This window comes from Campylobacter sp. TTU-622 (assembly GCF_016598965.1).
Taxonomy (GTDB): domain Bacteria; phylum Campylobacterota; class Campylobacteria; order Campylobacterales; family Campylobacteraceae; genus Campylobacter_D.
Map to the genome: position 1 here is coordinate 1 of NZ_JAENKR010000028.1, position 15,649 is coordinate 15,649.

Here is a 15,649-nt window from a genome sequence, read left to right on the forward strand (position 1 = left end):
GAATCTTTTATTGCTTATATTCTTTTTAGGAATAAAATTTGATACGTTTAAAAATTGTTATAGCTTTTATAATGTTATTTTTTATTTTTTTGCTTAGTCGTGTTTATTATTTAAGCATAAAATCAAATGTTTATTATGAAGAAATGGCAAAACAAAATGCAATTAAAACAGAATACCTAGCCCCTGTTCGAGGTCAAATTTATGATAGAAATGGCACTTTACTTGCTATTAATGATTTAGGTTTTAGTATTTCTATAAAACCTTATTTGAGTCTTAAAAAAGCAAAAAGAATTATTCTAGAAAAAGAACTTAATAATATTGTAAATCTATTTCCAGATCTTAATATTACTTTATTAGAAAGAACATATAAACGCAATGATTCTTTTTATAATCAAGATTTTATTAAGGTGGTAGATTTTATTCCCTACAATAAAATGTTATCTTCTTTTTCTGATCTTAATTTAAATGAAAATATAAAAATAGAACCAGCGGTAAAAAGAATTTATCCTTTTGATCACTTGGCATCTCATATTATAGGATATGTAGGAAAGGCAAATTTACAAGATGTTAGTGAAAATGATATTACGAAACTTACTGGTTATACTGGAAAAAGTGGTATTGAGCGGTATTATAATGATATTTTACAAGGTCAAAAAGGGATTAGAGTTTATAAAGTAAATGCTTTAAACAAAGAAATAGAACAATTATCTTATGAACCTCCAGCTTCTCAAGATATCGAGCTAACAATTGATATAAACTTACAAAGTTTTTTAACTGAGATTTTTAATGATAATGCTGGTGCTGCTATTATTATGGATGCTAGAAATGGAGAAATTTTAGCTGCTGGAAGTTTTCCAGAATACAATCTTAATCCTTTTGTAACGGGAATTTCTATCAAAGAATGGAGCGAACTTTCAAATAGTCTTGATCATCCTTTTACAAATAAATTAGTTAATGGGCTTTATCCTCCTGGATCTGTAGTAAAAATGGGGGTAGCTTTATCATTTTTAGATTCTAAGCTTATAACTCCAAACTCAAGTTTTTTTTGTAGCGGTAAGGTAGAACTTGGAGGAAGGAATTTTAGATGTTGGAATAGAAGCGGTCATGGTCACGTTGATTTAAAAAGTGCTATTAAACAAAGTTGTGATGTGTACTTTTATAATGGAAGTTTGCAAGTAGGAATTGATAGAATTTCAAAAACTTTAGGACGCATTGGATTTGGTGAAAAAACTGGAGTAGATTTACCTAATGAATTTGTTGGAACTGTTCCAAGTCGTGAATGGAAAATGCAAAAATTTAATCTTCCTTGGTTTCAAGGTGAGACTTTAAATACAAGTATAGGTCAAGGAAATTTTTTAGTAACTCCTATGCAAATTGCCAGATATACTGCTCAGTTAGCAAGTGAAAAAGAAATAATCCCTCATTTTTTAAGAAAAACTGAAAATAATCAAACTTTTAATAGAATAGAGCATAATATTTTTACCCCTTTAGAAAAGGAAAATTTACCTTTAATTAAGCAAGCTATGTATGCAGTAGCTAATGAACAAGGAGGAACAGCTTATAGATACTTAAGCAATATACCTATTAAGATAGCGGCAAAAACAGGAACAGCACAAGTTATAGGTTTTTCTCAGGCAGATAAAAACAGAGTCAATGAAGAACAATTAAAATATTATACAAGATCGCATACTTGGCTTACTTCTTATGCCCCATATTCTAAACCAAGATATATTGTCACCATTTTAGTAGAGCATGGTGGAAGAAGTATTACTTCAGGAGCTATTACAGCAAAAATTTATGAAAAAATGATAGAGCTTGGATACTTTAAATAATCAACATTGCATCCCCGTAAGAATAAAAGCGATATTTTTTCTCTATGCAAAGTTTATAAAGTTCTAAACATTTTTCTCTACCAATAAATGCCGAAACAAGCATTATAAGTGTAGATTTTGGTAAATGGAAATTCGTTAAAAGGTAATTTTGTCTTATGGGCTTATTGAAAGGATGTAAAAAAAGATCGCATTCTCCGTTCATTTTTTGAGTTCTTGCAAAATATTCTATCGTTCTAGTTGTTGTTGTGCCTACTCCTAGTATAGGAGTTTGAGATTTTATTATAGAAGCTACATTTTCATCTATGCTAAAAAATTCAGAATGCATTTTATGATCATTAAGATTTTCGCATTCAACATTTTTAAAAGTTCCTGCACCAACATGAAGAGTTAAATAATAAATTTTATGTTTTTTACTTAAAATGTCTAGCATATTTTTACTAAAATGTAAGCTTGCAGTTGGAGCTGCAATAGCACCCAAATTTTTAGCAAAAATACTTTGATAATCTATTTCATCGCTTTTTGTGTCTTCTCTTTTGATATAAGGAGGCAGAGGAATGTGTCCTATATCTTCTAAAATATTATAAAGTGTTAAAATATCAATGATTTTTTCATCTTTATAAAACAAAACTCTACGCATTCCATTATCTAAAAGTTTGATAATTTTAGCTTGTAGGTTATTTTGAAAATTTAAGATATCATCTTCTTTTACACGTCCTTTAATTTGTACTAAAAATTCGTTATCTTTGTAAGGTTGGTGTAAAAAAAGTTCTATTTTTCCTCCGCTTTTTTTCTCTCCAAAAATTCTTGCTTTAATAACCTTAGTATCATTAAAAAAAATAGCGCAATCAGGTAAAAACTGATGGAGTTTGGCAAAAGTACTATGAGTGATTTTATTTTTATTTCTTTCATATACTAAAAGCTTAGCACTTTCTTTTGGAATTGCAGGATGATTAGCTATTAGTTCTTTGGGTAAATAATAATTATAATTTGAAAGAATTAAATCTTTATGCATCATCCTCACTATCTTTTGATGGATTTACTTTTTTAGCAATTAAAATTGAAATTCCATAAAGTCCACAAAGTGGCATTGCCATTAAAAATTGTGAAATCATATCAGGAGGAGTCATCATGGCAGAAAATATAAAAATAATAAGCACAGAAATTCTAAAATGTTTTTTTAAAAAAGCATCATCAATTAATCCAAGTTTTGCAAAGAAAAACGTAATAACAGGCATTTCAAAAGCTAAACCAAAAGCAATAACAAGTTTTGTAAAGAATCCAACATATAATCCAATACTGATTAAAGGTTTAAAATCTTGAGTTTTTACCCCAAAATCAACTAAAAATTTAAAAGCTAAAGGAATTACAATAAAATAACAAAATAAAGCCCCTAAGATAAACATAATACTAGCAAAACTTACAAAAGGAATAACAAGTTTTTTTTCATTATCATAAAGTCCAGGAGCTACAAATTTCCAAAATTGCCAAAAAATGATAGGCAAAGAGGCAATAAAGGCGGTAAAAAAAGAAACTTTCATTGCTGTAAATAAAGGCTCTTGAAGCTCAACGAAGGTAATTTGTTTTGAAACTTCTGGCAAAACAGCTTCTACTGGACTTTTTAATATATCTAAAATATATTCATTAAAAAAGAAACATATAAAAAACATTACTATAATAGAGCACATACTAATAAATAAACATTTTCTAAGTTCTATTAAATGGGGTTTTAATTCTTCAAACATTTATTTTTCCGTATTTGATTTTAAATTTTCTTGTTCTGTATTTTTTTCTTTTGAGGAATCAAAAGTTAAATCGACTTTGTTATTATTCATAATATCTTTTTTAAGCTCATCAAATTCCTCAAAACTTAATTTTTTTCTTATATTTTCATTGGTAGATGAGAATTCATCTTTATATTTTTTAGCCTCATCTTTAAGATCATTAATTCTAATTTCTTTTTCTATACTAGCTTTAGCTTCATCGATATTGCGCTTTAATGCTTTAAAAATTTTTGCCGCTTGCACAATTGCTTCTGGAAGCTTATCAGGACCTAATACCAAGATAGCAACAACTAGAATAACTAAAATTTCGCCAAAACTCATTGTAATTCTCTTTGATTGATTTTTAGCATTCTACATAAATTTTTATTACTTTTAAATTAAATTTTAAGCAATAAAATTTAAAATGAATTTTGTTTTATTTGTATCATAAGGTTAAGTAATGTTTTTTGATAAATTATTTATATCTTTAAAAGAATTTATTTTTCTTTTTTGTGAAATTTCTTTTTTATTTCTGCTTATAAATATGATTGTTTTTTATATAGATAAAAAATATACCAATCTTTTTAAAAATCATTTAAAAAAAGATGGTTTTCAAGCCTATATTAAAGCTATAATTTTAGGATCTTTAACACCATTTTGCTCTTGCTCATCAATTCCGCTTTTAAATGCTTTTTTAAGGGCAAAAGTTCCACTTGGGGTTTGTATTTCCTATCTTATTACTTCACCTTTAATTAATCCGATTGTTGTTGCAATGTTTATAGTAAGTTTTGGTATAAAAGTTACTTTATTTTATGTGAGTTTTTTAATTTTTGCTATTTTAATTGTATCTTTTTTTATTTCAAAAATAAATACACAAAAATTTTTTAACGAGTGTTTTTTAAATGATCTAAATGACGATACAAGTAATTCTTATTGTAATAATCAAAAACTAAATTTTATTTTTAAAGCAAATTTTCAATCTAATAAAATTATTCGTTTTAAAATTAAAAAAGAAAATCTTTTAAAAGAATTATTTTTAAAAAGTTTTAAAGATTATAAAAAAATATTTATTTATATTATTATAGGTATGGCAATTGGTGCGATAATACATAGTTTTTTTCCAAAAGATTTTTTTGAAATTTATTTAAAAGATTATGGAATTTTGGCGGTGTTTATAGCGGCTTTTATAGGAGTTTTGCTTTATATGAATTGCACAGCAATGATTCCTGTGGCTTTAACATTGATTCAAAGTGGCATCCCTTTAGGGATAATGATGAGTTTTCTAATAGCTGGAGCTGGATGTTCTTTACCTGAGTTAATATTATTAAAAAGAATATTTAAATTGAGTTTTTTAATATTGTTTGCAAGTATTATTGTATTAATTGCAATTATTTTTGGTATTTTAATATTTTTTATATAAGCGTTTTTAAAAATAAATATATTTTTTTATTTTTAGACATTAAAAGAAATTTTTATATAAAAAATGAGATTAAAAATATAAAGCAAGTTCGTCACTAAGTAAAAAATTTAGATTATAAAATCTTCCTTTTTTATAATGAAGTTTTTTTTCTTTAACGAGTAAGGCAGCTTTTTTTTTCTGCAAAGTATTTAAGTGACTTTCTTTTATGCCCACTATACTTCTAAAGCCTAGAAACAAATGTTCTAAATTTAAATCTTTTAAACTTAGATTTTCTATTTTCCTAAAAGTAGGATTTGCTATATAATCTTTTAAATTTTTTACCGTATAAAATCTTTGATTTTTTAAAAAACCTATCGCACTTAAACCACAACCTATATAAGCTTTTCCTTGCCAATAAGCAAGATTGTGTTTGCAAATATAAGTTTTGTTTTTTGCAAAATTACTAATTTCGTATTGAAAAAAACCAAGTTCTTTAAGATTATTAATAAAAAATTTCATTAAATAGGGTGCATTTTTTTTAAAATGTTCTTTTTTAGCAAAAATAGTTTTTGGTTCTATGCTAAGATTGTAAGCGCTTAAATGGGTGATTAAAGGTTTAATTTTTTTTAAATTTAAAAGTTCAAATTCAAGCATTTTTTTATCATCCATTTTTGTATCATAAATAAGATCTAAATTTATATTTTTAAAATTTGCTTTATTGGCATTTTCTAATACTTTAAAAATCATATCTTGACTATGAATTCTTCCAAGAAATTTTAATTTCTTAGGATGAAAGCTTTGAGCACCAAAAGAGATACGATTTAGGCCAAAATTTTTCATTTCTTTAAGCCATTCTAAAGAAGTTGAATTCGGATTTGTTTCGCAAGTGCTTTCTAAATTTTTAGACAAAAAAGGTTCTAAAATTTTAAAAATTTCTTCATAATATCTAGTTTGTATAATGCTTGGAGTTCCACCCCCAATAAAAAGAGTTTTAATTGAATTTTTTTTTACTTTAAAAAAATCAAGTTGAAATTTTAAATCTTTTTTTAAAGCATTAAAATAACTATCCTCATAATTCTTTTTTTTCAAAGAGGTAAAAGAACAATAATAACATTTGCTTTCGCAAAAAGGAATATGAATATATAAATGATACATATTTTCTCTGTAAATTGAAAATTTTTTATAAATTTTAATAAAAAATTGATTTGAAATAAGTTAAAATAATTTAATGAAAGAAGAAAATAAAATAAAAAATTATAGACCTAATGTTGCAGCCATTATACTTTCAAGTTCTTATCCTTTAAAATGTAAAATTTTTATAGCAAAAAGAAATGATATGGAAAATATTTGGCAATTTCCACAAGGTGGAATTGATAAAGGAGAAAGTGCTAGAAATGCTTTATTTAGAGAACTTAAAGAGGAAATTGGAACAGATGATATTGAGATTATCGCCGAATATCCTAAATGGCTAAGTTATGATTTTCCAGATAAAATAGCACAAAAAATGCATCCTTATAAAGGACAAACTCAAAAGTATTTTTTAGTACGTTTAAAAGATGATAAAAAAATTAATATACATACCAAATGTCCTGAATTTAGTGCATATGAATTTGTGGAGTTAAAACAGATATTTAAAATGATTAATCATTTTAAAAAAGATATTTATATTGCTGTAATTAAGTATTTTAAAGAGAAAGGTTATATTTAATGCTGATAGTTCAAAAATATGGTGGAACAAGTGTTGGAAGTTTAGAGCGCATTGAAGCAGTTGCAAATAGAGTAATACAAAGTGCTAAAAAGGGTAATAAGCTTGTTGTTGTGGTATCTGCTATGAGCGGGGTAACAAATGAGCTTATTGAATATGCTAATTTTTTTAGCAAAGAACCAAAAACTTGTGATTTGGATATGCTTTTAAGCAGCGGTGAAAGAGTAACTTCCGCACTTTTATCTATAGCATTAAATGAAAAAGGTTTTAAGGCTGTTTCATTTTCTGGAAGAAAAGCCGGAATTATTACCAATAGTGTTTTTACTAAAGCTAAAATTAAATATATTGATTCTAGTGCTATTGAGGATGAATTAAACAAAGGAAAAATAGTTGTTGTAGCTGGTTTTCAAGGGGTAGATGAAGAAGGAAATGTCACAACTTTGGGGCGTGGTGGAAGCGATTTAAGTGCCGTCGCGCTTGCAGGAGCTTTAAATGCTGATTTATGTGAAATTTATACTGATGTAGATGGAGTTTATACAACTGATCCAAGAATTGAACCTAAAGCTAAAAAGCTTGATAGAATTTCTTATGAAGAGATGTTAGAGCTTGCAAGTTTAGGAGCTAAGGTTTTACAAAACAGATCAGTTGAGCTTGCTAAAAAATTAAATGTTAAATTAGTAACAAGAAATAGTTTTAATGATAATGAGGGAACAATGATTACACAAGAAAATGGAATGGAACAGGCTTTAGTTAGTGGTATAGCTATGGATAAAAATCAAGCTAGAATTATTTTAAGAAATATAGAAGATAAACCAGGTATTGCAGCTGAAATTTTTTCAAACATAGCAAAAGAAAATATTAATGTTGATATGATTATACAAAATGTAGGTATTGATGGAACAACAAATCTTGGTTTTACTGTTCCAGAAAATGAACTTGAATTGACAAAAAAAGCTATGAGAGAAATTTTAAATTCCAATATTATCATAGAAACAGATAGTTCTGTGGTAAAAGTTTCTATAGTAGGAGTTGGGATGAAATCTCACTCAGGTGTAGCCTCTATGGCTTTTAAAGCCTTAGCAAATGAGGGTATTAATATAGAAATGATTTCAACAAGTGAAATAAAAATTTCAATGATAGTTCAAGAAAAATATGGAGAACTTGCAGTAAGAGCTTTGCATGAAGTTTATGGACTTGATAAATAATGAGTGATTTTCTTAGTTTTACTTTAGAAAATATTCGAAATGGTGGAACTTTTTTAAATTGGATGGAGAGTCGTCGTCTAGAGTGGGCCCCTCTTATGGCTGCAAGACTTAAACATCTTTTAGAAGGACGCACTTTTATATTAATGTGCGATGAGCAAAGATCTTGGTATGAGCATTATTTTTTAAAAAATATCAATTCTAAAAATTCAAGACCTATGCTTCCTTTTGTGTCTTTAGATTGTCTTTATAAAAAAAAGATACAAAATACTGAAGATATATTTTTACTTAATGATTTATTAGATATTACTTTTCCTAATGGTTATGTTTATTTTTATATAGGAAGTACTACGGATAAAAAATCTTTAATTGCCAAATCTAAAGATGATAGCTTACTTTGGCTTTTTGATGAGCAATTACAAAATAGTTTTTATTTAAATTCTAAAGATAAAGATTTAGATGCTAAACTTATTTCTTTATTTAGACTTTTAGATTTAAGCTTAGATGCAATTTTATTTTCTAAGGTTACTCTTTAATGTCTTTTACAAGTAAAATTATTATTAGTAATGACTTTGAAAAAATTAAAGCTACAATGATAGAAGATTTTGGAATTAAAAATTTAAGATTTATTCCAAAAGAAGTTACTAATGAGTTTTTACTTGATGATGCTAGAGCAGTTGAAAAAGAAAGTTATATTGCTGAAACCGAAGAAAAAATTATTATTTTAATGGCGCATTCTTTTAGAGTCGAGGCACAAAATTTTTTATTAAAACTTTTAGAAGAACCCCCAAGAAATATAAAATTTCTTATAGTTGTTCCTTCTAAAAACCTTCTTTTGCCAACAATCAAATCACGACTTATATGTCAAAAAGATAAGATTAAAAAAGAAAAAATTGATTTAAATATAGATCTTAAAAAACTTGATTTAAAAATGATTTTTGAATTTATCAAAGAAAATGAAAATTCAGATAAGCTAGAACTTATGCAGAAAATTTCCACCCTTAGTCAAGAATGCTTAAGAGTTAAAAAATTTAACGAAGAAGAACTTGATTTTTTTTATAAGGCATATGAATTAGCAAAATTAAATTCAAAAGCAAGTTTATTGTTTGCGACTTTGCTATTAAATGTTTATGAGGCTTAATGAAATTTTTTAAAATCAATTCTAAAACCGATTTTAATCTTCTTTGCAGTTTTATAAATCCTCATAAGCTTGGACAAAAAATTATGTCTAGCAAAAAAGAAATTCATTTTATCTTTATTAAAGACATAAGCATTCCAGCAGCAAATATTTTAAAACAAGATGCCTTAAGGGTTGGAGCTGAGCTTGTAACTCATAAAGAAGTAATTACAGCTAAAGTTTCATGCTCAAATGCTCTTTTAATGGCTACAAAAGAGCAAATTCAAAAACTTATAGATAAAGAAAAGTTGCAAGATTTTAAACTTAAAAATTTAGCTTCTTTTTTACAAAATAATTTTCTAAAACCTAAAAACGTAAAGTTAATGGCTGTTATGAATATTAATAATGATAGTTTTAATGAACAAAGTCGCGTAAATGAGTTAAATTTTGAAAAAAAACTTATTGAAATTTTATCTTTAAAGCCTGAATTTATAGATATAGGAGCAGTAAGTTCAAGACCAGGAAGTGAGTATTGTGGAAAAGAAGAAGAATTTAAAAGGCTAAAAAATATACTTGATTTAATTTATGCCAAAAATTATTATAAAGAGAGTATTTTTAGCTTAGATAGTTTTGATGAGTATTGTTTAGAATATGCTTTAAATAAAGGCTTTAAACTTATTAACGATATAACAGGCTTAAAAAATAAAAATTTAGCTAAACTTGCTGCAAATTATAAATCATTATATTGTTTAATGCATATACAAGGCATACCAAAAACTATGCAAGAAAATCCAAAATATGAAGATCTATTATACGAAATAAGTGAATTCTTTAGGGAGAAATTACAAATTTTAGAAAGTTATGGAGTAAAAGATAGTATTTTGGATGTTGGCATTGGTTTTGGTAAGAGTGCAGAACATAATTTGATTTTAATTAAACATTTAGAACATTTTTTACAATTTAATAAACCTTTATTAGTAGGAGCAAGTCGAAAAAGTGTAATTAATGCATATTTTAAAAGTGAAATTAAAGATCGTTTAGCTGGGAGTTTATATTTGCATTTAAAGGCTTTTGAAAATGGAGCTAGCATTATAAGAACTCACGATTTATATGAACATAAACAACTTTTTAAGCTTAATGAAGCAATGCAAGAGGTGGTATTATGACAAAAGAAGAATATTTAGAAAAAGTAAAATTAGCAAATCTTTGGATGAGAGCTTATTATGAAAAAGATGAACCTTTAGCAAGTGATGAGGAGTATGATACTTTAATCAAAGAGCTTAAAAAATTTGAAAAAGAAAATCCTGATTTATTACTTAAAGATTCTCCTACACAAAAAATTGCTCCAACAATACAAAGTGAGTTTAAAAAAATTTCTCATTTAAATCCTATGTGGTCAATGGAAGATGTTTTCGATGAGAGTGAATTAAGAGCGTGGGCAAAAAGAGCAAAAAGCGAAAATAATTTTTTTATAGAGCCTAAATTTGATGGAGCAAGTTTAAATTTAGTTTATGAAAATGGTCAATTGATAAGCGGAGCTACAAGAGGAGATGGAAGAATAGGGGAGGATATAACACTAAATGTTTTAGAAATTGAAAGTATCCCAAAAAAAATTCCTTATTTAGAAAAAATTGAAATTCGTGGCGAAGTGGTGATTTTAAAAGATGATTTTGAAAAAATCAATGAAAAAAGAGCAAAATTAAATCAAAGTTTATTTGCAAATCCTAGAAATGCAGCAAGTGGGAGTTTAAGACAACTTGATACAAGCATAACAAAAGAAAGAAATTTAAAATTCTATCCTTGGGGGGTGGGTCAAAATAGTCTTAGTTTTACAAAGCACTCAGAAGTTATGGAATTTATAAGAAGTCTTGGTTTTTTAAAAGATGATTTTGTAGGACTTTGTAAGGATTTAAATGAAGTGATGATAGCTTATAAAGAGCTTTTAAATTTAAGAGATAAAAAGCCTATGATGATGGATGGTATGGTTGTAAGAGTAGATGATTTAAACCTTTGCAATGAGCTTGGATATACGGTTAAATTTCCTAGATTTATGGCAGCTTTTAAATTTCCTGCACTTGAAAAAACTACGCGCTTAATAGGTGTAAATTTACAAGTAGGAAGAAGTGGAGTCATAACACCTGTGGCGATTTTAGAACCTGTTAATCTAGATGGAGTTATGGTTAAATCAGCAACACTTCATAATTTTGATGAGATAGCAAGACTTGATGTAAAAATTAATGATTATGTAAGCATTATAAGAAGTGGAGATGTTATACCTAAAATCACTAAGGTTTTTAAAGAGCGTCGTGATGGTTTAGAGCTTGATATTTTGCGTCCAAAAATTTGTCCTACATGTCAAAGTGAGCTTTTAGATGAGGGTGCTTTGATAAAATGTCAAAATATTGATTGTGAAGATAGACTTTTAAATTCAATTATTCATTTTGTTTCTAAAAAATGTTTAAATATAGATGGACTTGGCGAAAATATAGTAGAGCTTTTATATAAAAATAAAAAAATTACTACAATTGAGAGTATTTTTCATCTAAAATTTAGTGATTTTGAAGGTTTGGAGGGTTTTAAGGAAAAAAAGATTAACAACATTTTAAACGCTATTGAAAATGCAAAATTTTGCGATCTTTATCGTTTTATTACAGCTTTAGGCATTGAGCATATTGGCGAAGTAGCTGCTAAAAAGTTAAGTTTTAGTTTTGGATTTAATTGGCATAAACAAAGTTTAGAAAGTTATGAGAATTTAGAAGGTTTTGGAAAACAAATGGCTTTAAGTCTTTGTGAGTTTATACGTGTAAATCATCAAAGAATTGATCATTTTTACGAACTTCTAAATTTAAAGCTTGATCAAAATGAAATACAAAATGATAGCAAAATCATTGGCAAAACTTTTGTCATTACAGGAACACTTTCGCGTCCTAGAGATGAATTTAAAACTTTGATAGAAAAATTAGGTGGAAAAGTAAGTAATTCTGTTTCTAAAAAAACAAATTTTGTTCTTTATGGAGAAGAAGCTGGTTCCAAACTAGATAAAGCAAAAGAACTTAATATAACTTGTATAGATGAAGATACTTTTAATGAGCTTATAAAATGATAGCTTTATTAGCTCTTTTTGCTTTTATTTTAACTTGGCAATACTCGAGCTTTTCTTTGATTTTTTTACCTTTAATTTTTTATGGCTTAGCAAGAGAATTTTTTGTTTTTTTAAAATTTAGAAAAAATGTTATAAAAGAAGCTACTATTATAAAAAATAGTTTAATCTATCGTTTAAGTATGGGAGATTTTTTTATTTATATTATAAGCTTTTTTATGGCTATTTTTACTTTTTTATCTTTATTTTTAAATTTAATTACAGCTCAAAAGCAAGAATTAGTCTTTTTGCTTGCGTTTTTGCCTTTATGTATAGTTTTTTTAAGAAAAAAATTAAATTTTCAATTGATAAATAATGCTTATAATGATTTTAGAATTATTATTATAAGCGCTTTTTTAATAGCTTTAATTTATGCAATTATTAATTTATTTTTTAATTCGTTAGAAGGAATAAAACTAGAAAATTTTCAATATATCATACCTTATAAAAATTCTACCTTTTTTATATTTGATTTCATCTCAGAAATTTTAACACTTATAAGGCTTATAAAAGAATATTTTTTAACTTCTTTGGGCATATTTTGGTTTAAAATTATTCATTTTATTTTTGATTTTTTCAACTTTTTTGTATTTTCTCTTTCTTTTGCTTATATTTATAATTTTGCTCTTAAAGTGCAAAATAAAAACTATGTTTTTATTCTTTCTTTTATGATGATTTTAGGGATATTTTTCATTAAAGAGATTAAAAATGAAAAATTAAAGCCTTATCAAAAAGAACTTGCCTTATTTATAGAAAATACAACTATTTTAAAAGAACAAAATTTAAGTTCATTAAAACAAAATAAAGATCAGATTGAAAGAAATTTAAAACAGGTTCAAGATCTTTTAAATAAAAATGCCTTTGAGCTTGGAATTTGGTGGTTTTCCAAAGAAAAAGAAGATTTGCAAAAAGCTATAAATGAAAGTTTGAAATGAGATTTGATTTTTTTATTTCTAAGCGTTTAAAAATCAGCAGAAATAAAGCCGTAGAATTGATAGAAAATAAAGAGATTTTGTTAAATTCTAAATTTTTTAAACCATCCTTTGATGTAAGAACTTTAATTAAAAATCAAAATTTAACCGAGGCAGAAATATTAACTTGCGAAGAATTAAATTTAAAGCTTTTAAATGAAATTTATGTTTCTCGTGCTGCTTTTAAACTTAAATCGTTTTTAAAAGATAAAAATATTTGTATAGAAGATAAGAAGTGTCTTGATATTGGTTCTAGTACAGGTGGTTTTGTGCAAATTTTATTAGAAAATAAAGCCTTAAAAATTACCGCTTTAGATGTGGGGACTAATCAACTTCATCCTATTTTGCGTGATAATGCTAAAATAAATTTAGTAGAAAATACCGATTTAAGGGTTTTTAAAAGTGATGAAAAATTTGATCTTATTACTTGTGATGTTAGTTTTATATCTTTAATTCATTTACTTATTTATATTGATAAATTAGCTTTAAAAGATATTATTTTGCTTTTCAAACCTCAATTTGAAGTAGGAAAAGATGTTAAAAGAGATAAAAAAGGTGTTTTAAAAGATGAAAAAGCAGTGCAAAAAGCGAGAAATAATTTTGAAAAAGTTTGTGCAAATTTAGGTTGGATTTTGCAAAATTACGCAGAATCAAAGATTAAAGGAAAAGAGGGCAATGTTGAATATTTTTACCACTATAGTAAAAGACAAGGTTAAAAGTTTAGCTATAGGAAGTTTTGATGGAATTCATTTAGGTCATAAAAAGCTTATAGATTGTTTAGATAAGCAAGGCATACTTTTAATCATAGATAAATTTAAAGGTAAAAAACTTTGCACCAATCAAGATAAATTTCTTTTAACAAAAAAAGAAGTTTTAGAACTTGATTTTGAAAATATTAAAACTTTAGATGGTAAAGAATTTTTACAATTTTTAAAAAAAGAATTTAAAAATTTAGAGTATATTGTAGTAGGTTATGATTTTAGCTTTGGAAGAAATAGGGCTTATAAGGCTAAGGATATAGAAATCTTAAGCGGTATTAAAACAATTATTGTTGATGAGTTTAGTATTAATGGGATAGGTGTGCATACAAGCTTAATAAAAGAGTATTTAAAACAAGGCAATATAAAAAAAGCTAATTCTTTTTTGGGTAGAAATTATAACATTAAAGGAAGATTGATAAAAGGGCAAGGACTTGGATCAAAAGAGCTTTTTGCTACCTTAAATTTAGAGTGTGAAGATTATTTTTTACCAAAAGATGGTGTCTATGCAACTTTTACAAAATTTAAAAATCAAAGTTATAAAAGTGTAAGTTTTATAGGGATTAGAAGTAGTGATAATAATTTTGCTATAGAAAGTCATATTTTAGAAAAATTTGATGATAAATTAAATTTATGTGAAATTTTAGAATTAGAATTTGTAGATTATATTAGAGAAAATCAAAAATTTGAAAATTTAAATAAACTCAAAAATCAAATTTCAAAAGATATACAAAAGGCTAAAGAAATTTTAAAGGATAAGAATGAAAGATGAGCTTTTTAAACAAGATTTAAAAAAACAATTTGAATTTGATAAGAATGTAGCCAGTGTTTTTGATGATATGATTAATCGATCCGTGCCTTTTTATAAAGAAAATTTAGAACTTTGTGCTAATTTAATAGCAAAGATTATATTTAAAGGAGCTAAAATTTGTGATTTAGGTTGTTCTAGTGCAAATTTTTTGATTTTTTTATCTAGTCTAAGAAAAGATTTTGAACTTTTTGGAGTTGATAATTCGCCTTTTATGCTTGATGTTGCAAGAGCTAAAATGAAAGCTTATGGTTTAAATATTAAATTTTTTGAAGCTAATTTATGTGAGTTTGACTTTTTTAAAAGTGATGTTTTTATAGCAAATTATACTTTACAATTTATCCGTCCTCCTAAAAGACAAGAATTAGTAAATACAATTTATAAAAATTTAAATGAGCAAGGTGTATTTATAATAAGTGAAAAAATACTTTACGAAGATGCTTTTTTATCAAAAAATATTATAGAACTTTATGCAGATTATAAACAAAAACAAGGTTATTCTAAATTTGAAATAGCTTCAAAAAGAGAGGCATTAGAAAACGTGCTTATTCCTTATAGCGAAAGCGAAAATATCACCATGCTTAAAAATGCAGGATTTAAAAAAATTGAAAGTATTTTTAAATGGGCAAATTTTGAGAGCTTTATAGCATTTAAGTAAAAAAGTATAAGTAAATGTTTAAAAGTTTATTAGAGTTTTAAAATAAAAAAGAACTCCCTAACATTAAAGTATTAAGTGTAGCTCCAATTTTTGCAGAAGTTATACGCCGTGTTTATCATAATGAAAGTGTTAATTCTTTATTTATCTAAAAATTAATAAAAATATATAAAGATTAAAAAATAAATATTTATTCCATTTTGACATAAAATGGAATAAATATTGCTTGTATTATTTTATATTTAGATTGAAGGCAGAAAAATCTAAATAAAGGATTTAATATGAGCATCTTTAGTATAAATG

At 25.9% G+C, this 15,649-nt stretch carries 16 protein-coding genes and 1 pseudogene; 13 read left to right on the top strand and 4 right to left on the bottom strand.

Annotated elements, in window-relative coordinates; genetic code table 11:
- Positions 1-41 precede the first annotated feature (41 nt).
- A complete protein-coding gene (gene mrdA / locus JG677_RS04135; RefSeq protein ID WP_200285347.1) occupies positions 42-1,832 on the top strand; it encodes a penicillin-binding protein 2 in 1,791 nt (596 codons plus the stop codon).
- Here the strand turns inward: mrdA and queA are convergent.
- Genes queA through tatB form a run of 3 tightly spaced genes read right to left on the bottom strand, consistent with a single transcriptional unit; the run spans position 1,825 to position 3,934 of the window.
- A complete protein-coding gene (gene queA / locus JG677_RS04140) occupies positions 1,825-2,844 on the bottom strand; it encodes a tRNA preQ1(34) S-adenosylmethionine ribosyltransferase-isomerase QueA (RefSeq protein ID WP_200170190.1) in 1,020 nt (339 codons plus the stop codon). The genes mrdA and queA overlap by 8 nt on opposite strands.
- Entirely contained in the window at positions 2,837-3,574 is a 738-nt protein-coding gene (tatC, locus tag JG677_RS04145) for a twin-arginine translocase subunit TatC (protein WP_200170169.1), read from the bottom strand. Before tatC ends, queA begins: the two co-directional genes overlap by 8 nt.
- Positions 3,575-3,934 carry a Sec-independent protein translocase protein TatB gene (tatB, locus tag JG677_RS04150; protein ID WP_200285329.1) on the bottom strand — a complete coding sequence of 120 codons (360 nt, stop codon included), beginning with the start codon at positions 3,932-3,934 and terminating at the stop codon, positions 3,575-3,577. It lies immediately after the preceding gene.
- 118 nt (positions 3,935-4,052) lie between these two features.
- Here tatB and JG677_RS04155 point away from each other — a divergent pair, with 118 nt between their 5' ends.
- Positions 4,053-5,012: a permease gene (locus JG677_RS04155; RefSeq protein ID WP_200170167.1), complete on the top strand. Its 960-nt coding sequence runs from the start codon at positions 4,053-4,055 to the stop codon at positions 5,010-5,012.
- A 69-nt stretch (positions 5,013-5,081) separates the two neighbouring features.
- Here JG677_RS04155 and hemW read toward each other — a convergent pair whose 3' ends face one another.
- On the bottom strand, positions 5,082-6,146 hold the full coding sequence (gene hemW, locus JG677_RS04160) for a radical SAM family heme chaperone HemW (RefSeq protein ID WP_200285331.1): 1,065 nt from the start codon (positions 6,144-6,146) through the stop codon (positions 5,082-5,084).
- 73 nt (positions 6,147-6,219) lie between these two features.
- On the opposite strand from hemW, the gene JG677_RS04165 reads away from it, so the two are divergent.
- From JG677_RS04165 to JG677_RS04215, 11 genes and pseudogenes are all read left to right on the top strand, one after another.
- Positions 6,220-6,699: an RNA pyrophosphohydrolase gene (locus JG677_RS04165; RefSeq protein ID WP_200170165.1), complete on the top strand. Its 480-nt coding sequence runs from the start codon at positions 6,220-6,222 to the stop codon at positions 6,697-6,699.
- The gene (locus JG677_RS04170; RefSeq protein WP_200285333.1) at positions 6,699-7,901 is read left to right on the top strand and encodes an aspartate kinase; all 1,203 of its coding nucleotides are present in this window, start codon (positions 6,699-6,701) and stop codon (positions 7,899-7,901) included. Before JG677_RS04165 ends, JG677_RS04170 begins: the two co-directional genes overlap by 1 nt.
- Positions 7,901-8,434, top strand: a complete 534-nt coding sequence (locus JG677_RS04175; protein ID WP_200217532.1) for a HobA family DNA replication regulator — start codon at positions 7,901-7,903, stop codon at positions 8,432-8,434. The genes JG677_RS04170 and JG677_RS04175 overlap by 1 nt, the downstream gene beginning before the upstream one ends.
- Positions 8,434-9,039, top strand: coding sequence for a DNA polymerase III subunit delta' (locus tag JG677_RS04180; RefSeq protein WP_200217533.1), 606 nt, complete (start codon positions 8,434-8,436; stop codon positions 9,037-9,039). The genes JG677_RS04175 and JG677_RS04180 overlap by 1 nt, the downstream gene beginning before the upstream one ends.
- The gene (gene folP / locus JG677_RS04185; protein ID WP_200285335.1) at positions 9,039-10,181 is read left to right on the top strand and encodes a dihydropteroate synthase; all 1,143 of its coding nucleotides are present in this window, start codon (positions 9,039-9,041) and stop codon (positions 10,179-10,181) included. The genes JG677_RS04180 and folP overlap by 1 nt, the downstream gene beginning before the upstream one ends.
- Positions 10,178-12,118 carry an NAD-dependent DNA ligase LigA gene (gene ligA / locus JG677_RS04190; RefSeq protein WP_200285337.1) on the top strand — a complete coding sequence of 647 codons (1,941 nt, stop codon included), beginning with the start codon at positions 10,178-10,180 and terminating at the stop codon, positions 12,116-12,118. The genes folP and ligA overlap by 4 nt, the downstream gene beginning before the upstream one ends.
- Positions 12,115-13,089, top strand: a complete 975-nt coding sequence (locus JG677_RS04195; RefSeq protein WP_200285339.1) for a hypothetical protein — start codon at positions 12,115-12,117, stop codon at positions 13,087-13,089. The genes ligA and JG677_RS04195 overlap by 4 nt, the downstream gene beginning before the upstream one ends.
- Positions 13,086-13,841 carry a 23S rRNA (cytidine-2'-O)-methyltransferase TlyA gene (gene tlyA / locus JG677_RS04200; protein WP_200285341.1) on the top strand — a complete coding sequence of 252 codons (756 nt, stop codon included), beginning with the start codon at positions 13,086-13,088 and terminating at the stop codon, positions 13,839-13,841. The genes JG677_RS04195 and tlyA overlap by 4 nt, the downstream gene beginning before the upstream one ends.
- A complete protein-coding gene (locus tag JG677_RS04205; protein WP_234284636.1) occupies positions 13,804-14,655 on the top strand; it encodes a bifunctional riboflavin kinase/FAD synthetase in 852 nt (283 codons plus the stop codon). The genes tlyA and JG677_RS04205 overlap by 38 nt, the downstream gene beginning before the upstream one ends.
- A complete protein-coding gene (cmoA, locus tag JG677_RS04210; RefSeq protein WP_200285345.1) occupies positions 14,645-15,349 on the top strand; it encodes a carboxy-S-adenosyl-L-methionine synthase CmoA in 705 nt (234 codons plus the stop codon). The genes JG677_RS04205 and cmoA overlap by 11 nt, the downstream gene beginning before the upstream one ends.
- A gap of 44 nt (positions 15,350-15,393) precedes the next feature.
- A pseudogene (locus tag JG677_RS04215) lies at positions 15,394-15,498 on the top strand (ribose-phosphate pyrophosphokinase); the annotation flags it as partial.
- Positions 15,499-15,649: the final 151 nt, after the last annotated feature.

What these genes read in the sequence shown, in the direction of transcription:
- queA (WP_200170190.1), bottom strand. Translation starts at nt 2,844, where the DNA reads ATGCATAAAGATTTAATTCTTTCAAATTATAATTATTATTTACCCAAA.
- tatC (WP_200170169.1), bottom strand. Translation starts at nt 3,574, where the DNA reads ATGTTTGAAGAATTAAAACCCCATTTAATAGAACTTAGAAAATGTTTA.
- tatB (WP_200285329.1), bottom strand. Translation starts at nt 3,934, where the DNA reads ATGAGTTTTGGCGAAATTTTAGTTATTCTAGTTGTTGCTATCTTGGTA.
- JG677_RS04155 (WP_200170167.1), top strand. Translation starts at nt 4,053, where the DNA reads ATGTTTTTTGATAAATTATTTATATCTTTAAAAGAATTTATTTTTCTT.
- hemW (WP_200285331.1), bottom strand. Translation starts at nt 6,146, where the DNA reads ATGTATCATTTATATATTCATATTCCTTTTTGCGAAAGCAAATGTTAT.
- JG677_RS04165 (WP_200170165.1), top strand. Translation starts at nt 6,220, where the DNA reads ATGAAAGAAGAAAATAAAATAAAAAATTATAGACCTAATGTTGCAGCC.
- JG677_RS04170 (WP_200285333.1), top strand. Translation starts at nt 6,699, where the DNA reads ATGCTGATAGTTCAAAAATATGGTGGAACAAGTGTTGGAAGTTTAGAG.
- JG677_RS04175 (WP_200217532.1), top strand. Translation starts at nt 7,901, where the DNA reads ATGAGTGATTTTCTTAGTTTTACTTTAGAAAATATTCGAAATGGTGGA.
- JG677_RS04180 (WP_200217533.1), top strand. Translation starts at nt 8,434, where the DNA reads ATGTCTTTTACAAGTAAAATTATTATTAGTAATGACTTTGAAAAAATT.
- folP (WP_200285335.1), top strand. Translation starts at nt 9,039, where the DNA reads ATGAAATTTTTTAAAATCAATTCTAAAACCGATTTTAATCTTCTTTGC.
- ligA (WP_200285337.1), top strand. Translation starts at nt 10,178, where the DNA reads ATGACAAAAGAAGAATATTTAGAAAAAGTAAAATTAGCAAATCTTTGG.
- JG677_RS04195 (WP_200285339.1), top strand. Translation starts at nt 12,115, where the DNA reads ATGATAGCTTTATTAGCTCTTTTTGCTTTTATTTTAACTTGGCAATAC.
- tlyA (WP_200285341.1), top strand. Translation starts at nt 13,086, where the DNA reads ATGAGATTTGATTTTTTTATTTCTAAGCGTTTAAAAATCAGCAGAAAT.
- cmoA (WP_200285345.1), top strand. Translation starts at nt 14,645, where the DNA reads ATGAAAGATGAGCTTTTTAAACAAGATTTAAAAAAACAATTTGAATTT.